Genomic DNA, 15,250 nt, shown 5'->3' on the forward strand with positions numbered 1-15,250 from the left:
GTGGCTCCTATTCGTCAGGGGGTAGCGCCCCCAGTCTATCGGGGAGGAAGCGCGGATCCCCGGCCAGACGCCCTGCGGCGCGGTCCGGGGATCCGATGCGTTCAGGCGATGACGCGGGTTCCGATCGGCTCGCCCAGCAGTGCGCGGGTGATGTTCCCCGCCGGCTCCATGCCGAACACGCGCATGTCCATGCCGTTGTCCATGCACAGGCTGAACGCCGTCGAGTCGACGACCTTGAGACCGCGTACCAGCGCGTCCTGGAACGTGATCTCCTCGATCCGCTCCGCCGAGGCGTCCTTCTTGGGATCCGCGGTGTAGATCGCGTCCACGCCGTTCTTGGCCACCAGGACCTCGTCGGCTCCGATCTCCAGTGCGCGCTGCGCGGCGACCGTGTCGGTGGAGAAATACGGCAGGCCCGCACCGGCGCCGAAGATCACGACGCGACTCTTCTCCATGTGCCGCTCCGCGCGGAGCGGCAGGTAAGGCTCGGCCACCTGGGTCATCGCGATCGCGGACTGCACGCGCGGCGAGGCGCCCGCCTGCTCCAGGAAATCCTGCAGCGCGAGCGCGTTCATGACGGTGCCGAGCATGCCCATGTAGTCGGCGCGTGAGCGGTCCATGCCGCGCTGGCTCAGCTCCGCGCCGCGGAAGAAGTTGCCGCCGCCGACGACGACCGCGATCTCGACGCGGTCGGTGGCTGCCGCGATCTCCCGGGCGATCTGGCTGACGATGTCGGGGTTGACCCCGAGCTGGCCGCCGCCGAAGGCCTCACCGGAGAGCTTGAGGACGACGCGACGTCGACCCTGTCGTTCGGTCATGGAGTGCTTCCTCTCATCCGTGGAACAAACTACCGTGCGCGAGCACGGAGGAACGCGGGAGATGCGCCGTGCGACGCATCCGAACCCGGGGGCATGACGAAGGGGTTCGGATCCTGGTGGATCCGAACCCCTTCGATGACGTTACGCGCCGACCTTGAAGCGGGCGAAGCCGGTCACGTTCAGACCGGCGTCCTTCGCGACCTGGCCCACGGACAGCTTGTTGTCCTTGGCGTAGTCCTGCTCGAGCAGGGCGACCTGCTTGAAGAACGCGGTCACGCGACCTTCGACGATCTTCGGCAGCGCCGCCTCGGGCTTGCCCTCGTTGCGGGAGATCTCGGTGACGATCTCGCGCTCCTTCTCCACGTCCGCAGACGGGACGTCCTCACGGGTGAGGTAGGAGGGGTTCGCGAACGAGATGTGCTGAGCGATGCTGCGAGCAGTCTCCGCGTCGTCACCCGTGTAGGCGACGACGACGCCGATCTGCGGCGGGAGGTCCTTGCTCGTGCGGTGCAGGTACACCTCGGTCTTGTCACCGGAGATGGTCACGACGCGACGCAGCTCGACCTTCTCGCCGATGATCGCCGCCTCGTCCGAGATCAGCTGCTCGACGGTCTGGCCGCCGGCGTCGGCCGCGAGGGCTGCCTCGACGGAGTCCGCCTTGATGGCGGCCACGGCGTCGGCGACCTTGTCGGCCAGCGCGATGAAGCGGTCGTTCTTCGCGACGAAGTCCGTCTCGCAGGCGAGCTCGACGAGCGTCACGGCGCCGTCCTGCTCGCGGGCGACGACGAGGCCCTCGCTGGTGGAACGGTCCGCGCGCTTGGCGTTGCCCTTCGCACCCTTCAGGCGGAGAATCTCGACGGCCTTCTCGACGTTGCCGTCAGCCTCCTCGAGCGCCTTCTTGGTGTCGACCATTCCCGTGCCGAGCTGCTCACGCAGCGCCTTGATGTCGGCGATGGTGAAGTTGGCCATGTTGTGGTGGCTCCTTGCTTCGTATGTGTGCGTGGTGGGTTGCGGGTCAGCCGGCTTCCGCCGGCTGACAGACCGGCGATTACTTGTCGGCGGACTCGGCGTCGGTCGACTCGGCGACAGCGACCTCGGCGTCGACAGACTCAGCGTCGGTCGACTCAGCGTCGGTCGACTCAGCGTCGGTCGACTCGGCGTCGGCGACCTCGGCCACCGTCTCGTCGGCGGCAGCGGCGATCGTCTCGTCGTGCGCGGCAGCGCCGGCCTCGTCCGCGGCGGACTCGGTCGCAGCGGTCTGCGCCTCGGTGCCCTCGAGCAGCTCCTGCTCCCACTCGGCGAGCGGCTCGGCGTCGCCGGCCTCGGGGTTGTGCTTGAGCTGCAGGCCCTCGGCCGCGGCGTCGGCGATGATGCGGGTCAGCAGCGAGACGGAGCGGATCGCGTCGTCGTTGCCGGGGATCGGGTACTGGAAGTCATCCGGGTCCGCGTTGGTGTCGAGGATGCCGATCACCGGGATGCCGAGCTTCTTGGCCTCGTCGATGGCGAGGTGCTCGCGCTTGGCGTCGACGACCCACAGAGCAGACGGGGTCTTGGTCAGGTTGCGGATACCGCCCAGCGACTTGTGCAGCTTGTCGAGCTCACGCTTCTTGAGCAGCAGTTCCTTCTTGGTGAAGCCGCTGTTGGCCGGGGTCTCGTAGTCGAGCTCCTCGAGCTCCTTCATGCGCGCGAGGCGCTTGGAGATCGTGGTGAAGTTGGTGAGGAGGCCACCGAGCCAGCGCTGGTTCACGAAGGGCTGGCCGACGCGGGTCGCCTGCTCTGCAAGGATCTCCTGCGCCTGCTTCTTGGTGCCCACGAAGAGGATGGTGCCGCCGTGCGCGACGGTCTCCTTGACGAAGTCGTAGGCCTTGTCGATGTAGCCCAGCGACTGCTGCAGGTCGATGATGTGGATCCCGCTGCGCTCCGTGAGGATGAAGCGCTTCACCTTCGGGTTCCACCGACGGGTCTGGTGTCCGAAGTGAACGCCGCTGTCGAGCAGCTGGCGGATGGTGACGACGGCCATGGTCGTACTCCTTGTTGGTTGAGGTTGTGCTGCCGATCGGGTGATCGGCGATCCTGGTGCCCGGCGCGCACTCCGCTCTCTTCCGAGAGACCTGTGGAGTGTTCGCCACGTTGAACGCTGTGGGCACGCGTAGTCACCCCGACGTACGGGATGCCCTGCAAGCATATCAGGGTCGTTGCCCGGATCGTGCGCGGTCCGTCCGCACAATCGAGTCGTGATGCGCGCTCCCCACCGATTGCGCGAACGTCCCTCCGCGCGCAGGACGACCGGCGCAGGATCAGGGGATGCCCCGCTCCCCTCGTCGCCCCGTCGCACCTGCCCGCGCATTCCGTCCCTCTGCCATCTCAGTCGTGGTCGCGGCCGGGCTGCTGGGCGGGCTGGTGCCGGTGATCCTCACGGCTGCGGCACCCGTCGCGATGGCGAGGCCCCTCGCCGTCCCGAGCCGGGCTGCTCTCGAGGTGAGCGCCGCACGCATGCCTGACCCAGCTGGCGACCCCGGCTCGCTGCCGGACGGCGACTGGCAGTGGCCGGTCGAGGGAGTACGCACGGTGATCGCGCCGTTCCGTGCTCCCGCACACGACTACGGGCCCGGCCACCGCGGGATGGACGTCGCGGCGGCCGGAGCGGTGCGGGCGCCGGCCTCCGGGGCGGTCGCCTTCCGCGGTGTGGTCGCCGACCGGCCGCTCCTGACGATCGATCACGGCCGCGGCCTCGTCACCACGCTCGAGCCCGTGCAGTCAGAGCTGAGCGCCGGCACTTCGGTGCGTCGGGGCGATGTGCTGGCGACCGTGTCGTCCGGCGGCCACACGCCGGCGGGTGCGCTGCACATCGGCGTGCGATGGAACGGCGACTACATCAATCCGATGCTGCTGTTCGGCGGCGTGCCACGAGCAGTGCTGCTCCCCTGCGGCCCCGCCGCATGCTGACCGATTCGCTCGCGGACGCGCCCCCGAGCTCGTACAGCGCCGCCCTCACGCTCGCGGATGGGCGAGCCGGTAGCTCGCGGTGAGCCGCTCCGCAGAGACGTGGGTATAGATCTGGGTGGTCCCGAGGCTCGCGTGGCCGAGGATCTCCTGCACCGCGCGCAGATCAGCCCCGCCGTCGAGCAGATGCGTGGCGGCGGAGTGGCGCAGAGCGTGCGGGCCCACAGTCTCTGCGCCGATGACGGGCGCCAGCACGTGGGCGACCAGTTCATAGACCGTGCGTGGTCCGAGCGTTCCCCCTCTGGCTCCGCGGAAGAGTGCCGGTCCTGGCCGCTCCGCACGGGCCACGAGCACGGGACGCGCTCGGCGCAGATACGATGCCACCGCATCGCGTGCCGGTGCTCCGAACGGCACGACTCGCTCCTTGTCGCCCTTTCCGAGCACGCGCGCGGTGCCCCGGTCGAGATCGAGATCGTCGACGGCGAGTCCGCACAGCTCGGAGACGCGCATGCCGGATCCGTAAAGCAGCTCCAGGATCGCGCTGTCGCGCAACCGGATCGGATCTCCGTCCAACGCGCCGTCGCGCGCCTCGTCCAGCAGTACGCGCATCGCATCGGCTGAGGCGACCGCCGGCAGCGTCCGCCCGCGTTTGGGGGTCACGAGACGCAGCGCGGGATCGAGAGTGACGAGCCCGGTCTCGGCGGCCCACGAGAAGAACGAGCGCACCGCCGCCGTCCGACGAGCCAGAGTCGAGCGCGCATCGCCGCGCTGCGTGGCCCGCCACAGCCAGTCCCGCAGCGCCTCGAGGTCGACCTCCACGAGTTCCGCATCTGCCGTGGAGGCGGCGAGATCGGCCAGGTCGGAGCGGTATGCACGCACCGTCGCCGGGGACAGCCTGCGCACCTGGGCGAGGTGCGCCGTGAACGCCGCGGCGGCCTCGGATACGCGCATGGCTCCAGCATGCTCTCCCCCGCGCCACAGTGACAGGAGCACGCGCGGGCGGGGTGCCGACTCAGTGCAGGACACTGCGCCATCCGCGCTCCGCACGGACCGCACTGCCATCCAGCTCCAGGATGCCGAGGAGCGCCTCGACCCGATCGATGCCCAGCCCGCTGCGCTGCGCCAGCTCAGTGCTGCTGCGCGCCGTGCGCACATTCAGGGCATCAGCCAGGCGCACCATGTCCGGATCCTCCGAGGTGCTCGTCGCTGCGTTCGGTGCGCCTCCGAGCAGCTCCCGCACGTCGGCGACCGACGTGATGCAGCGCGCGTCGTAGTCGCGCAGCAGCCGATGACATCCCGCCGACGCGGTCGAGGTGATCGGTCCCGGCACGGCTCCGAGCGGCCTGCCGAGCGAGGCCGCGTGCCCCGCGGTGTTCAGCGATCCGCTGCGCTGCCCCGCCTCGATGACGATCGTCGCTGCGGAGAGCGCACTGATCAGCCGATTGCGAGCCAGGAACCTCCACTTGGTCGGTGCGACACCACAGGCGACCTCGCTCACCAGCGCGCCGCTCGCCCCGATCCGCTGGAACAGCTGCGCGTGCCCGCTCGGATACGGCCGATCCACGCCGCCGGCGAGCACGGCCGCCGTCACCCCGCCCGCGCCCAGCGCAGCCCGGTGCGCGGTGCCGTCGATTCCGTACGCGCCTCCCGAGACGATCACGCGCCCCTCCGCGGCGAGCTCGCCCGCGAACTCCCCCGCCACGTGCTCCCCGTAGCTGGAGGAGGCCCGCGCGCCGACGAGCGCGACGCCGGCTGCGGCCAGCACCGCCGCGTCGCCACGCAGCCAGAGCGCGAGCGGCGCGTGCGCGCCGAGGTCGGCCACAGACGCAGGCCATTCCGGATCCGAGGGGAGCAGGAGCCTCACGCCCATACGCACCGCTGCTCGCAGGCCGCCCAGATGCGGTTCCGGATCGAACCGGGGCGCCCATCGGCGTCGCCCCTCCCGCAGCGCACCCGCCGCCGGGCGTTCGTCGTCCGCCGGCTCCCGTGACCCGCCATGCCCGCCGGCCACCACCTTCAGAGCTTCCGTCGCGCCGAGCGCCCCGACGAGGGCTCCCGCGACGCCGTCGCCGGGCTCGGTGATGAGACTCCAGATCAGCCCGTCCCGCACGTGGGGCTCTTCCGCATCGGGACGGAGTCGGGCGACCGCCGCAACGAAGCGGGCGTCTTCGCGCAGATTACGCAGCATCGACTTCATCTCCGCGACGCCCGGCGTGCGTTGCGCGGGGGTCGCGGTGTTCGACCGTGCCCCCGCGTCTTCCGTTGCGTTCATGCCGTCATCCCCTTCTTCAGGAACAGCGCACGGCCCACGTGCGCGAGCTCGGGCGCGTCCGCACCCGCCAGATCGGCCACGGACCACGCCAGACGCAGAACCCTGTCGTATCCGCGCAGGGTGAGGGCGCCGCGCTGCAACGCTCGGTCCAGCGGCGCCCGCGCCTCGGTCGGAAGCCGGAAGTCGCCCTGGCGCAGCCAGGTGCCTGGCACGTGCGCGTTGAGCCGCCACGGCGTCCCCCTCCATCGCCGCGCCGCTCGCTCGCGGGCGGCCTCGACCTGCCCGCGTGCGTCGGCCGTCGAGAGCGTGCCCCGCTCCTGCGCCGTGACCTGAACGGCGGACACACGAGCGACCCGCACCTCGATGTCGAGCCGGTCCCTGATCGGTCCGGACAGCCGCGCCGCGTAGCGCCGGATCGCGGAGGGCGGGCAGATGCATTCCTCGCCCACCACGCCGAATGCCCCGCACGGACACGGATTCGTGGCCAGCACCAGTTGGAACCGCGCGGGGAAGCGTGTCGTGAACTGCGCGCGATGGATCTCGATCATGCCGGCCTCGAGGGGCTGTCGGAGCGCATCCAGGACGCCGCCCGGCGCCTCGGCCGCCTCATCGACGAAGAGCAACCCGCCGTGCGCCCGGGCGATCGCCCCGGGACGAGCCGCCCGGGATCCACCGCCGATCAGCGCTGCGATCGACGCGCTGTGGTGCGGAGCCACGAAGGGCGGGCGACGGTCCAGCCGGGTGACGCTCTCCCCCATCAGCGAGCGGATCGATGCGGCCTCGAGTGCGAGTTCCTCGTCCAGGTCGGGGAGGATGCCGGCGAGCCTGCGCGCCAGCATGGTCTTGCCGGCTCCCGGACATGTTGACTGCAGACTTTGCCGTCTGATTTCTGTTGCACAGTCGCGGAGCGGGCTGGTAGTCGTTCGTTATGGACTCCGACCCGAAGCGCGACCCGGTGCGCGTCGAACTGTTGATCGTGCCGCGTGTCGGCGCGGTGGTTCCCGCTGCCGCTCCCGGCAACGTTCCGTGGCGTGTGCTCGACGCGGACGGCACGGAGGTCGAGTTCGCGGGAGCCTGGTTACGGGAGATGTGGGCGAGCGGCTACTCGTCGGGGACGCTGCGTTCGTACGCCTATGACCTGCTGGGCTGGTTGCGGTTCCTCGACGCGGTGGAAGTCGATTGGGCGGCCGCCACTCGTGAGGAGGTTCGCGAATGGGTGCTCTGGCATCGGGTGCGCGGCAACGATCAACGACAGCGGACAGGAATCGACGGCCGGCCGGCGGCGGGTTCGGTGAACGTCAAGACCGGTAAGTCGTATCTCAGTGGGTCGTACTCGAAGTCCTACATCAACCACATGCTCTCGTCGGTGAGCGGTTTCTACGACTTCGCTGTCGAGGCTGGGATCGGCCCGCTGCGCAACCCAGTTCCGAAGGCGCGACGCGTGCTCTCTGTCGGCACCTCGTCCGTGCGAGTCTTGCCCAAGAGAGCCCCATATCGGCAGAAGATCCCGACGAAGACGCCGCGGGCGCTCAGCGATGAGCTCTATGACGAGGTGTTCTCCGCTTTGCGAAACACCCGCGATCGCGCCCTGATTGCTGTCGCGGTCGGGGCCGGGTTGCGGGCGAGTGAACTGCTGAGCATGCAGCGTGGGCGCCTTTGGGCTGATTCGTTCACCGCCGAGGTCATCCCGAAGGGCAGCCATGATGGTGACCGGGTAGTGGTGCCGATCCCGCCGCCCGCATTCGTCTGGATCGCCCGCTATCTCGCTGAACGTCCACCGGGACCGCCCGACGAACCTGTCTGGATGACCATTCAAGGGCTCCGGAGACCGCTGACGTATTGGGCGCTGCGGCAGGTCCTTGAGAGCGTCAATCGGGTGGTGGGAACGAACGTGACGATGCACGATCTGCGGCACACGTTCTGCATGCGCCTGGCCGGAGACGAGAACATGTCGATGACCGACTTGCAGCACCTCATGCGGCACGTCTCACTGTCGAGCACACAGACCTACCTGAGGCCGCGGATGGACGACCTGGTGGCCAAGCTGCAAGAGCACTGGAACCGCCCGCCGGCCCCCGCGCCGATCCCGGCGGCGGGCTACGACCCCGACGATCTACGAATCCTGTTCGGAGGAACTCTCTGATGGCACGCGTGCTGAGCAGGGACGAGTCCCTGCGGCGACGTTCGGACAACAAGACCGGGCGCCCTTACCCGATCACACCGCTGATCCAAGCCGTCACCGAGCCTGACGCTGCCACGCACCCCTGGTTCGACAATCCGGTCGACGCGGACGAGCGGGCCCGGATCCTTGACGCAGGCATTGAGATCGCGGCTCCCTGGTTCGGCAGCAGCACCGGCTATCCGCACTACGGGCCGCGAAAGGCACGGCATGCGCTCACCGCGCTGCTGGACTGGTTCGACGAGCTGCCCGGTGACACCTACCAGCAGCGCTGGCTCGCCGCTGACCCCGATGCTCGACCGGGGAACTGGTGCCCGATGCTCAGCGCAGGAACCAGCAAACGCAACGACGCCCGACTCGGGATCAACGCGCTGATCATGCTCGGCGTGATCCGCCCGTCGTTTGAATGGCTGTTCGCGAACAAGCAGTCCCGGTTCTGGCGTGACTGGACGCTCTTCCATGACCCAGCCATCTGGGACCGCTACCTGGCTGCGGCCGAAGCGGCCGGGGCAGACGATCGGCGGAGCTGGTCGGGTGCACAGCATCTCATCCGAATCAGCATCGTCAACGGTATTCCCGCCGCCGCGATCCATGGCGGGCACGTGATTGCCTACCGGGAGTTCCTGCAATCCACGAGCCGCCCAGGTGGTGGACTCTTCGCCGCCTGGCAGTTCGCACGCACCGCCGGGATGCTGCAAGGCGAACCCGATGATCTCGGCTCCTTAGTCCGATTGGGGCAGCGCACACCCGCGCAGATCGTCGACCGTTACCAGGTCGCATCCCCGCGAGTCCGCGATCTCCTCGTCGACTACATCGCCGAACTCTCCACCACTCGGGACTACGGCTCACTCGAGACCTGCGCGACGGAACTGGTGGGGTTGTTCTGGAAGCAGATCGAGACAACCAATCCCGGGATCGACACGATCGAGTTGACAGCTGACCAAGCCACCGCCTGGAAGCAATGGCTGATGACCCGGCCCGACGGCACCGAGCGCCTCAACGCGGACAGTGTGCTCTCCGCGGTCCGCTCGTTCTACCTCGATCTCGCCGCCTGGGCGCACGAGGACCCCGGACACTGGGCCGAATGGGCAGTGCCCTGCCCGATCAGCGTCCGCGACGTCCGCGGATCCGGGAAACGTCGCCGCGCCCGCACCCACCGCATGCAAGCCCGCACCCGATCACTCGCCCCGCACCTCCCCGCGCTGGTCGCGCACGCCCGGCGGCGCCACGAAGACGCTCTCGCACTGCAAGAACTCGTCCGAACCACACCCGTGGGCGAACCGTTCACCTTCAACGGCGACCGCTACATCCGCCACCCCACCCGCCGCGGTGCAACATCGACCTCCTACGTGACCCGCGAAGGGCAGACCACACGCATCGACACCAACTCGCGTGTCGTCTCCACCTGCCTCACCTGGTGCGCGATCGAGATCTTCCGCCACACCGGCGTGCGCATCGAAGAGCTCCTCGAACTCACCCACCTCAGCATCCGGCAATACCGAAAGCCCGACGGATCGATCCTCCCGCTCCTGCAGATCGCTCCCAGCAAGACCGACGAGGAACGCGTCGTCCCCTGCAGCCCCGAGCTCACCGCCGCCCTCGCACGCCTGGTCTCGTTCGTGTCCATCGACGGGGTCGTGCCGCTCTGCATCCGCCGCGACCCGCACGAGCGCACCCACTCCGCATATCTGCCGCATTTGTTCCAGTTCCGCGAAGCTGGCCGCTCTCGCGTGGTCTCGTTCGGCACCATCCGCAACTGGCTCATCGATCTCGCCAACGACCTCGACCTGCATGACGTTGACGGCCAGAGCATCGTCGTCCTCCCACACGACTTCCGTCGCATGTTCATCACCGACATCGTCAACTCCGGCTTCCCGATCCACCTCGCCGCGAAGCTCGTCGGGCACAAGAGCCTCGACATCACCAGCTCCTACACCGCGGTCTATCAACGCGACGTCTTCGAAGCCTACGAAGGCTTCATCACGCGACGCCGCCAAACCCGCCCAAGCCAGGAATACCGGGAACCAACCCAAACGGAATGGGCTGAATTCGTTGAGCACTTCGGCCAACGCAAGATCGCGCTCGGCAACTGCCACCGCCCCTACGGCGCCTCGTGCGTCCACGAGCACGCATGCATCCGATGCGACTTCCTCCAGGTCGATTCCGCCCAAGCCGGGCGACTCACGGAGATCACCGAGAACCTCCACGCCCAAGTCGCGGAAGCCGAACGTCACCAGTGGCTCGGAGACGTCGAACAGCTACGCCTCACAATCCGCCACGCAGACCGCAAAGCGCGAGAACTCACCGCCCGAACCCTCACGGCACCCGAGCTCGTCATCGCAGCCGTCAGCGCTGACTGAAAGCCCTGCATAGCGCACTGGAGTTCCGTGCCGGCCAGAGACGCGGGCTCAATATTCAGCTCCCCGCCATCCAGACGGCTTCCCCCGCACTACCGGTCTATCTTCGGCGCGAGCACGAGTGAGCGGCATACTCAAGCCATGAATCGCGCGTCCGGCACTTCTGCCCCCGACCTTTGGGCGTTTGCTCACGAGCACCTTGAGCACACAACGAGCTATCGCCACTCAGGCTCCCCGCGTCCCTGGCGTTACGCGAGGGGCTGGTTCTACCTCGGCCTTGCCGCCGGCCTGACTTCGGCAGTCATGATCGTGACGGGGCTCCACATCATGTCCGGGCTCGTCCCGGTGGCCGGACTCCTAGCTGGGACATCAATCACGTTCCTCTCCTGGCGTCACGCGGACCGAAACTTCGCACGTCAGCTCGTGGCAGGGATCCGGATCGCAAGGAACGTTGTCTCAATCTGCGCGTTCGTTCTGTCATTCCTGATCCCTGCCTGCGCCGTGATCGGTCTGTTGGCTTTCCCACACGATCGAATGGGCCTCCTCGCCGTCGCCCTGGGAGGTCTCCTGGGCGCAGGCGCTGCCGCCGTGTTCCTGGTGACCCTGCCGCCCTTGATCATCGCGAGGTCTTGGGACGAACCGCTCTGGCTCAGGGGCGCCGCCATCTTTGCGTTCTTCGCATCCGGGCTTATCTGCTTCACTGCACTGGTTCGACTCGCCAACTCGAGCAGCGCGCTCGTCACTACCGTCCCGCTCCTGCTCACCGCTGGCGGGTTAATCCTCAACGCGCTGCTCCTGGCTAACCGCGATTCCAACCAACGAGCGACTGACCTGGAGCAGGCCCTGGCGGACGCGCTCCTTGCGATGCGTCGAGCTGATGTTGATTCGTATGACGCACTGTTCCACCTGTGCGCCACGATCCGGCGGCTCGAACGAGGCGGACGCTTCATCCCGACCCCACGACCGCTCTCAGAACCGCTAAGAGTCGTGCTTTTCTACGCCACCCAAGCCGAAGCAGGCATCGGCGGATATCTGCTCACCCCAGCACAGCGACGAGAGCTTCGGGAACTTCTTACCCCAGACGTCGCCGCTCAAGGTCTGCCGGCGCTGATCGAGAGCCTGCACGACCAACTTCTCGACGGCCGCACAGCCCGCGAAGACCGAGAAACGGAGCAAGCGAACAAGCGAATCCGCCAACTTCGTAGGAAGTCTGAAACGCTTGTTTCTCAAACTAACAAGCCGGATGCATCGACGGTCGGGTCTGGACAGCGGGTCGACCGTCCCGGATCCCAACTCGTTGACCCATTCGAGCCGGCTGACACAGGCGATCGCGACAGCTAGGTGCGCTCGTTTACACAACACAGTTCAGTTACGAACTGCAGAAAAGCGGGCCGGACAGGAGCAGGTGGTGCCCGCCGGCCGCCGCGGCGACCAGCGCGGCGACCGCTTCGTCCTGGCCGATCACGTCGGCGAGTTCCGGAGCCGGGCTCATCGACGCAGGTGTCGCCACCGCCCGCACCGGCTCCAGGTCGCCGGGGTCGGCGAGGTCCGCGCCGTGCAGCATCGCGACATGCGCGAGACTCACCGCCGCGTGCACCTCGAGCCCCGGCACGAGCCGCGCCTCCGCCTCGTTCGCCACCGGGACGACGACGCGCTCGAATCCGGCCTCCCGCGCCGCGTGCAGTGCGGGCAGCACCCCGGGGATGGGACGCAGCCGCCCGTCCAGCCCGAGCTCGCCGAGGTGCACGGTGCGCGCGAGCGAGACCTGGTCGAGGGATCCGGCCGTGCCGAACGCCGCGATCGCGATGGCCAGATCGAATGCCGAGCCGTGCTTGGGCAGGCTCGCCGGCGACAGGTTCACCGTGAGCTTGCGCCGGGGCAGGTCGAGGCCGCTGTTCCGGCACGCGTTGTGCACGCGACGTACGGCCTCGCCGAGTGCGCGATCCGCGAGTCCGATGAGATCGAAGCCCGGGGTCTGCTGGGAGAGATCGGCCTCAACGTCGACCATGTGCCCKTTGAGACCGGTCAGCGCGACCGACCAGGTGCGCGCGGTCATCGCAGATCCCGCAGATGCTCGAGGCTGCCGATCGCCGGATCCGCGCCCACAATCCCGATGGCCTCGAGCCGCAGCGCCCGCCCTGCACTCGACATCGGGTGTTCGCGCACCCAGATGTGCACGAGACGCCACAGCCGCTTCCGCTTGCGCTCGTCGATCGCTTCGAAGGGGTGCCCGTAGTCGAGGGTCCGCCGGGTCTTCACCTCGACGAACGCGACCACCCCCTCGCGTTGCGCGACGATGTCGAGCTCGCCCTCATCACACCGCCAGTTGCGGTCGAGGATCCGGTATCCGAGTCGGGTCAGGTGCTCGGCGGCGCGGTCCTCCCCTGCGCGTCCGAGATCGTCTTTGGCTGCCATGACAGACAGCCTGCGAGTCGATCAGGCCGCGTGGAGGCTCGTTCGCGCAACCGGTGCGGAACCCGCAGTGCCGCCGACCTGTGGAGGACGATCGCTCCCCCCAAACCGGAGCCACCCCCTCCAATATCTCCTCTACTAGCGAGTCGTCCCCGTCAGCGGACGCCATAGGGTGCGCTGACGGGGACGACTCGAATTGTGGGGAGCGCGCCCAGGGCTCAGTTGAGACTGCGGGGCGCAGATCCCGTCGAATGAACGCGTTGTTACCCGGAACACGGGGTATCGACGCGGCGATCCCGTGCACTCGACGATCCGCCGTGCGCTCAGCGAGCAGTGGCCTGGACGGCCGGCGCGTGAGGGCGTGGCGCCCCCAGGTCCGGGCTCACTCGCCGTCGAGCGAGAGCTCCTGAGGCAGTTCGAACTCGCGGCGCGACAGCTCCTCGACGTTCACATCCTTGAACGTCAGCACGCGCACCGACTTCACGAATCTGTCGGCGCGGTAGATGTCCCACACCCAGACGTCGTTCATGGACACTTCGAAGTAGAAGTCGTGCTCCGTGTCGCGGCGCACCACGTTGACCTCGTTCGCGAGGTAGAACCGGCGCTCGGTCTCGACCACGTACTGGAACTGAAGGACCACGTCGCGGTACTCGCGGTACAGGGCGAGCTCGAGCTCACGGTCGTAGTCATCGAAGGCGTCGTCATCCATGATCCCCCCATCCTACGAGAGCCGCATCCGCACGGCCGCATCCTCGTGGGCGCTCAGAACAGGGTGGGCGCGTCGGCGATCGCCCAGGACGAACGATGATGACGCGTGAGACCGCGCAACCGGATCGCCTCGCGATGCTCGATGCTCGCGTAGCCCTTGTTGCGCTCCCACTGGTAATCCGGGAACTCGGGAGCCAGCTCGACCATGAGCGCGTCGCGAGCGACCTTGGCCAGGACCGACGCCGCCGCCACGGATGCGCAGTCCCGGTCCGCCTTGACGATCGAGCGCACGGTCAGAGGTCCGGGGTGCACGACCGAGACGTAGTCATGGTTCCCGTCGAGGATCACGAGCGCGGACGAGGCTTCCCACGTCTCCCCGCACGCGGCAATGATCGCGCGGGAGGCGGCCAGGCCGAGCGCGCGCATGATCCCGACCTCGTCGATCTCCGCGCTCGAGGCCCAGCCCACGGCGCTCGCGGGCGCCCAGGCCCCGGCGCGATCGGCGACCTCCGGCCGGCGCTTCTCCGGCACAAGCTTGGAGTCCCGCAGCCCCTGGGGCACGCGGCGCCGGGCTGCGGCCGCGTCCACGACCGTGGCACCCACGGCGACGGGACCGGCGAGGGCTCCCCGTCCGACCTCGTCCAGGGCGATCAGATGGGAGTGCTCGCGCAGCAGCCGCCGCTCGAGGACCAGGCTAGGCTCGACGACCGCCACGGCGGCGTCCTTTTGGCTTCGGGTTCGAGACCCCGTTGAAGACGGCGTAGTGGCCGTCGATGAGGCCGAACCGGTCGAACGGCCAGGTCGTGAGGAACGCGCGCCCCACGATGTTCTCCATCGGTACGAACCCGCCCCCCGGCTGATCCTGGTGGTAGCGGGAGTCCTCGGAGCGGGTGCGGTTGTCGCCGAGCACCCACACGGCGCCCTTCGGCACCGTGACGTCGAACGGGATGCTGGACGCACGGGAGTCGCCCACGCCGGGCTTGAGATAGGAGGACTCGTCGATCGGCGCCCCGTTGACGGTGATCTGTCCCAACGAGTTGCAGCACACGACGTGATCGCCCGGCAGGCCGATGAGCCGCTTGACCAGATGGTCGTCCGAATCCGGGGCGGCGACGCCGATCAGCGTCAGGAACCACTCCCCTGCCTCGAGCAGCGGCGACCTCGGCTGCTGCGGAGGCGTCGGCGGCAGCCACCCGCCCGGATCCTTGAACACCACGACGTCGCCGCGGTGATAGCCGTTCCAGTGCGGGGTGATCTCATCGACGAGGATCCGGTCCTTGACGAGAAGCGTGTTCTCCATCGAGCCGGACGGGATGTAGAAGCTGCGCACGACGAAGGTCTTCACGAGGAAGGAGACCAGCACCGCGATGAGGAGGATCACCACGACATCGCGGAGGAAGATCACCCAGCCGCGTCGTCGCGGCGTCGTCTGCACCCGTACCGCGTCAGCGGGTGCGGCCGCGATCTCTTCCGTCATGCGCCATCCTTCACAGACCTCAGCCGTCGGTCGACGGCGCCATCCAGCTTCTCATGTCCGCGGAATGAACAAGCGCCCCGAGAA

General features: G+C 68.3%; 14 protein-coding genes and 1 pseudogene. 4 read left to right on the plus strand and 11 right to left on the minus strand.

Annotated elements, in window-relative coordinates:
* Positions 1–101: 101 nt before the first annotated feature.
* From pyrH to rpsB, 3 genes are all read right to left on the minus strand, one after another.
* On the minus strand, positions 102–818 hold the full coding sequence (gene pyrH, locus AC1DG4_RS13630; RefSeq protein WP_045273203.1) for a UMP kinase: 717 nt from the start codon (positions 816–818) through the stop codon (positions 102–104).
* A gap of 141 nt (positions 819–959) precedes the next feature.
* Positions 960–1,787, minus strand: coding sequence for a translation elongation factor Ts (tsf, locus tag AC1DG4_RS13635; RefSeq protein WP_477379138.1), 828 nt, complete (start codon positions 1,785–1,787; stop codon positions 960–962).
* Positions 1,788–1,866: 79 nt separating this feature from the next.
* Positions 1,867–2,838 (minus strand): 30S ribosomal protein S2, encoded by a 972-nt coding sequence (gene rpsB / locus AC1DG4_RS13640; protein WP_477379136.1) that lies wholly within the window; start codon positions 2,836–2,838, stop codon positions 1,867–1,869.
* Positions 2,839–3,122: 284 nt separating this feature from the next.
* Between rpsB and AC1DG4_RS13645 the strand changes: the two genes are divergently transcribed.
* On the plus strand, positions 3,123–3,764 hold the full coding sequence (locus AC1DG4_RS13645) for a peptidoglycan DD-metalloendopeptidase family protein (protein ID WP_477379134.1): 642 nt from the start codon (positions 3,123–3,125) through the stop codon (positions 3,762–3,764).
* A gap of 45 nt (positions 3,765–3,809) precedes the next feature.
* Here the strand turns inward: AC1DG4_RS13645 and AC1DG4_RS13650 are convergent, their stop codons facing one another.
* The 3 genes and pseudogenes from AC1DG4_RS13650 to AC1DG4_RS13660 form a co-directional block, all read right to left on the minus strand.
* A complete protein-coding gene (locus tag AC1DG4_RS13650; RefSeq protein ID WP_477379132.1) occupies positions 3,810–4,712 on the minus strand; it encodes a tyrosine recombinase in 903 nt (300 codons plus the stop codon).
* A 61-nt stretch (positions 4,713–4,773) separates the two neighbouring features.
* On the minus strand, positions 4,774–6,033 hold the full coding sequence (gene dprA / locus AC1DG4_RS13655; RefSeq protein WP_477379130.1) for a DNA-processing protein DprA: 1,260 nt from the start codon (positions 6,031–6,033) through the stop codon (positions 4,774–4,776).
* Positions 6,030–6,890, minus strand: a pseudogene (locus AC1DG4_RS13660) (ATP-binding protein); the annotation flags it as partial. The gene dprA and the pseudogene AC1DG4_RS13660, both read right to left, overlap by 4 nt.
* A gap of 71 nt (positions 6,891–6,961) precedes the next feature.
* Here AC1DG4_RS13660 and AC1DG4_RS13665 point away from each other — a divergent pair.
* From AC1DG4_RS13665 to AC1DG4_RS13675, 3 genes are all read left to right on the plus strand, one after another.
* Entirely contained in the window at positions 6,962–8,176 is a 1,215-nt protein-coding gene (locus AC1DG4_RS13665; RefSeq protein ID WP_477420360.1) for a tyrosine-type recombinase/integrase, read from the plus strand.
* Positions 8,176–10,572, plus strand: a complete 2,397-nt coding sequence (locus AC1DG4_RS13670; RefSeq protein WP_477420358.1) for a tyrosine-type recombinase/integrase — start codon at positions 8,176–8,178, stop codon at positions 10,570–10,572. The genes AC1DG4_RS13665 and AC1DG4_RS13670 overlap by 1 nt, the downstream gene beginning before the upstream one ends.
* Before the next feature lie 138 nt (positions 10,573–10,710).
* Positions 10,711–11,910, plus strand: a complete 1,200-nt coding sequence (locus AC1DG4_RS13675; protein WP_477420356.1) for a hypothetical protein — start codon at positions 10,711–10,713, stop codon at positions 11,908–11,910.
* Between the two features lie 28 nt (positions 11,911–11,938).
* Here the strand turns inward: AC1DG4_RS13675 and AC1DG4_RS13680 are convergent, their stop codons facing one another.
* The 5 genes from AC1DG4_RS13680 to lepB form a co-directional block, all read right to left on the minus strand.
* Positions 11,939–12,625 (minus strand): magnesium chelatase domain-containing protein, encoded by a 687-nt coding sequence (locus AC1DG4_RS13680; protein WP_477421287.1) that lies wholly within the window; start codon positions 12,623–12,625, stop codon positions 11,939–11,941.
* The gene (locus AC1DG4_RS13685; RefSeq protein WP_477379127.1) at positions 12,622–12,984 is read right to left on the minus strand and encodes a YraN family protein; all 363 of its coding nucleotides are present in this window, start codon (positions 12,982–12,984) and stop codon (positions 12,622–12,624) included. The genes AC1DG4_RS13680 and AC1DG4_RS13685 overlap by 4 nt, the downstream gene beginning before the upstream one ends.
* Before the next feature lie 379 nt (positions 12,985–13,363).
* Complete coding sequence (locus tag AC1DG4_RS13690; RefSeq protein ID WP_045273217.1) at positions 13,364–13,690, minus strand: DUF2469 family protein; 327 nt, start codon at positions 13,688–13,690, stop codon at positions 13,364–13,366.
* Positions 13,691–13,743: 53 nt separating this feature from the next.
* Positions 13,744–14,403 (minus strand): ribonuclease HII, encoded by a 660-nt coding sequence (locus tag AC1DG4_RS13695; protein ID WP_477379125.1) that lies wholly within the window; start codon positions 14,401–14,403, stop codon positions 13,744–13,746.
* Positions 14,384–15,166 (minus strand): signal peptidase I, encoded by a 783-nt coding sequence (gene lepB / locus AC1DG4_RS13700; protein ID WP_477379123.1) that lies wholly within the window; start codon positions 15,164–15,166, stop codon positions 14,384–14,386. Before lepB ends, AC1DG4_RS13695 begins: the two co-directional genes overlap by 20 nt.
* Positions 15,167–15,250: the final 84 nt, after the last annotated feature.

This window comes from Microbacterium sp. 05N427, assembly GCF_056397105.1.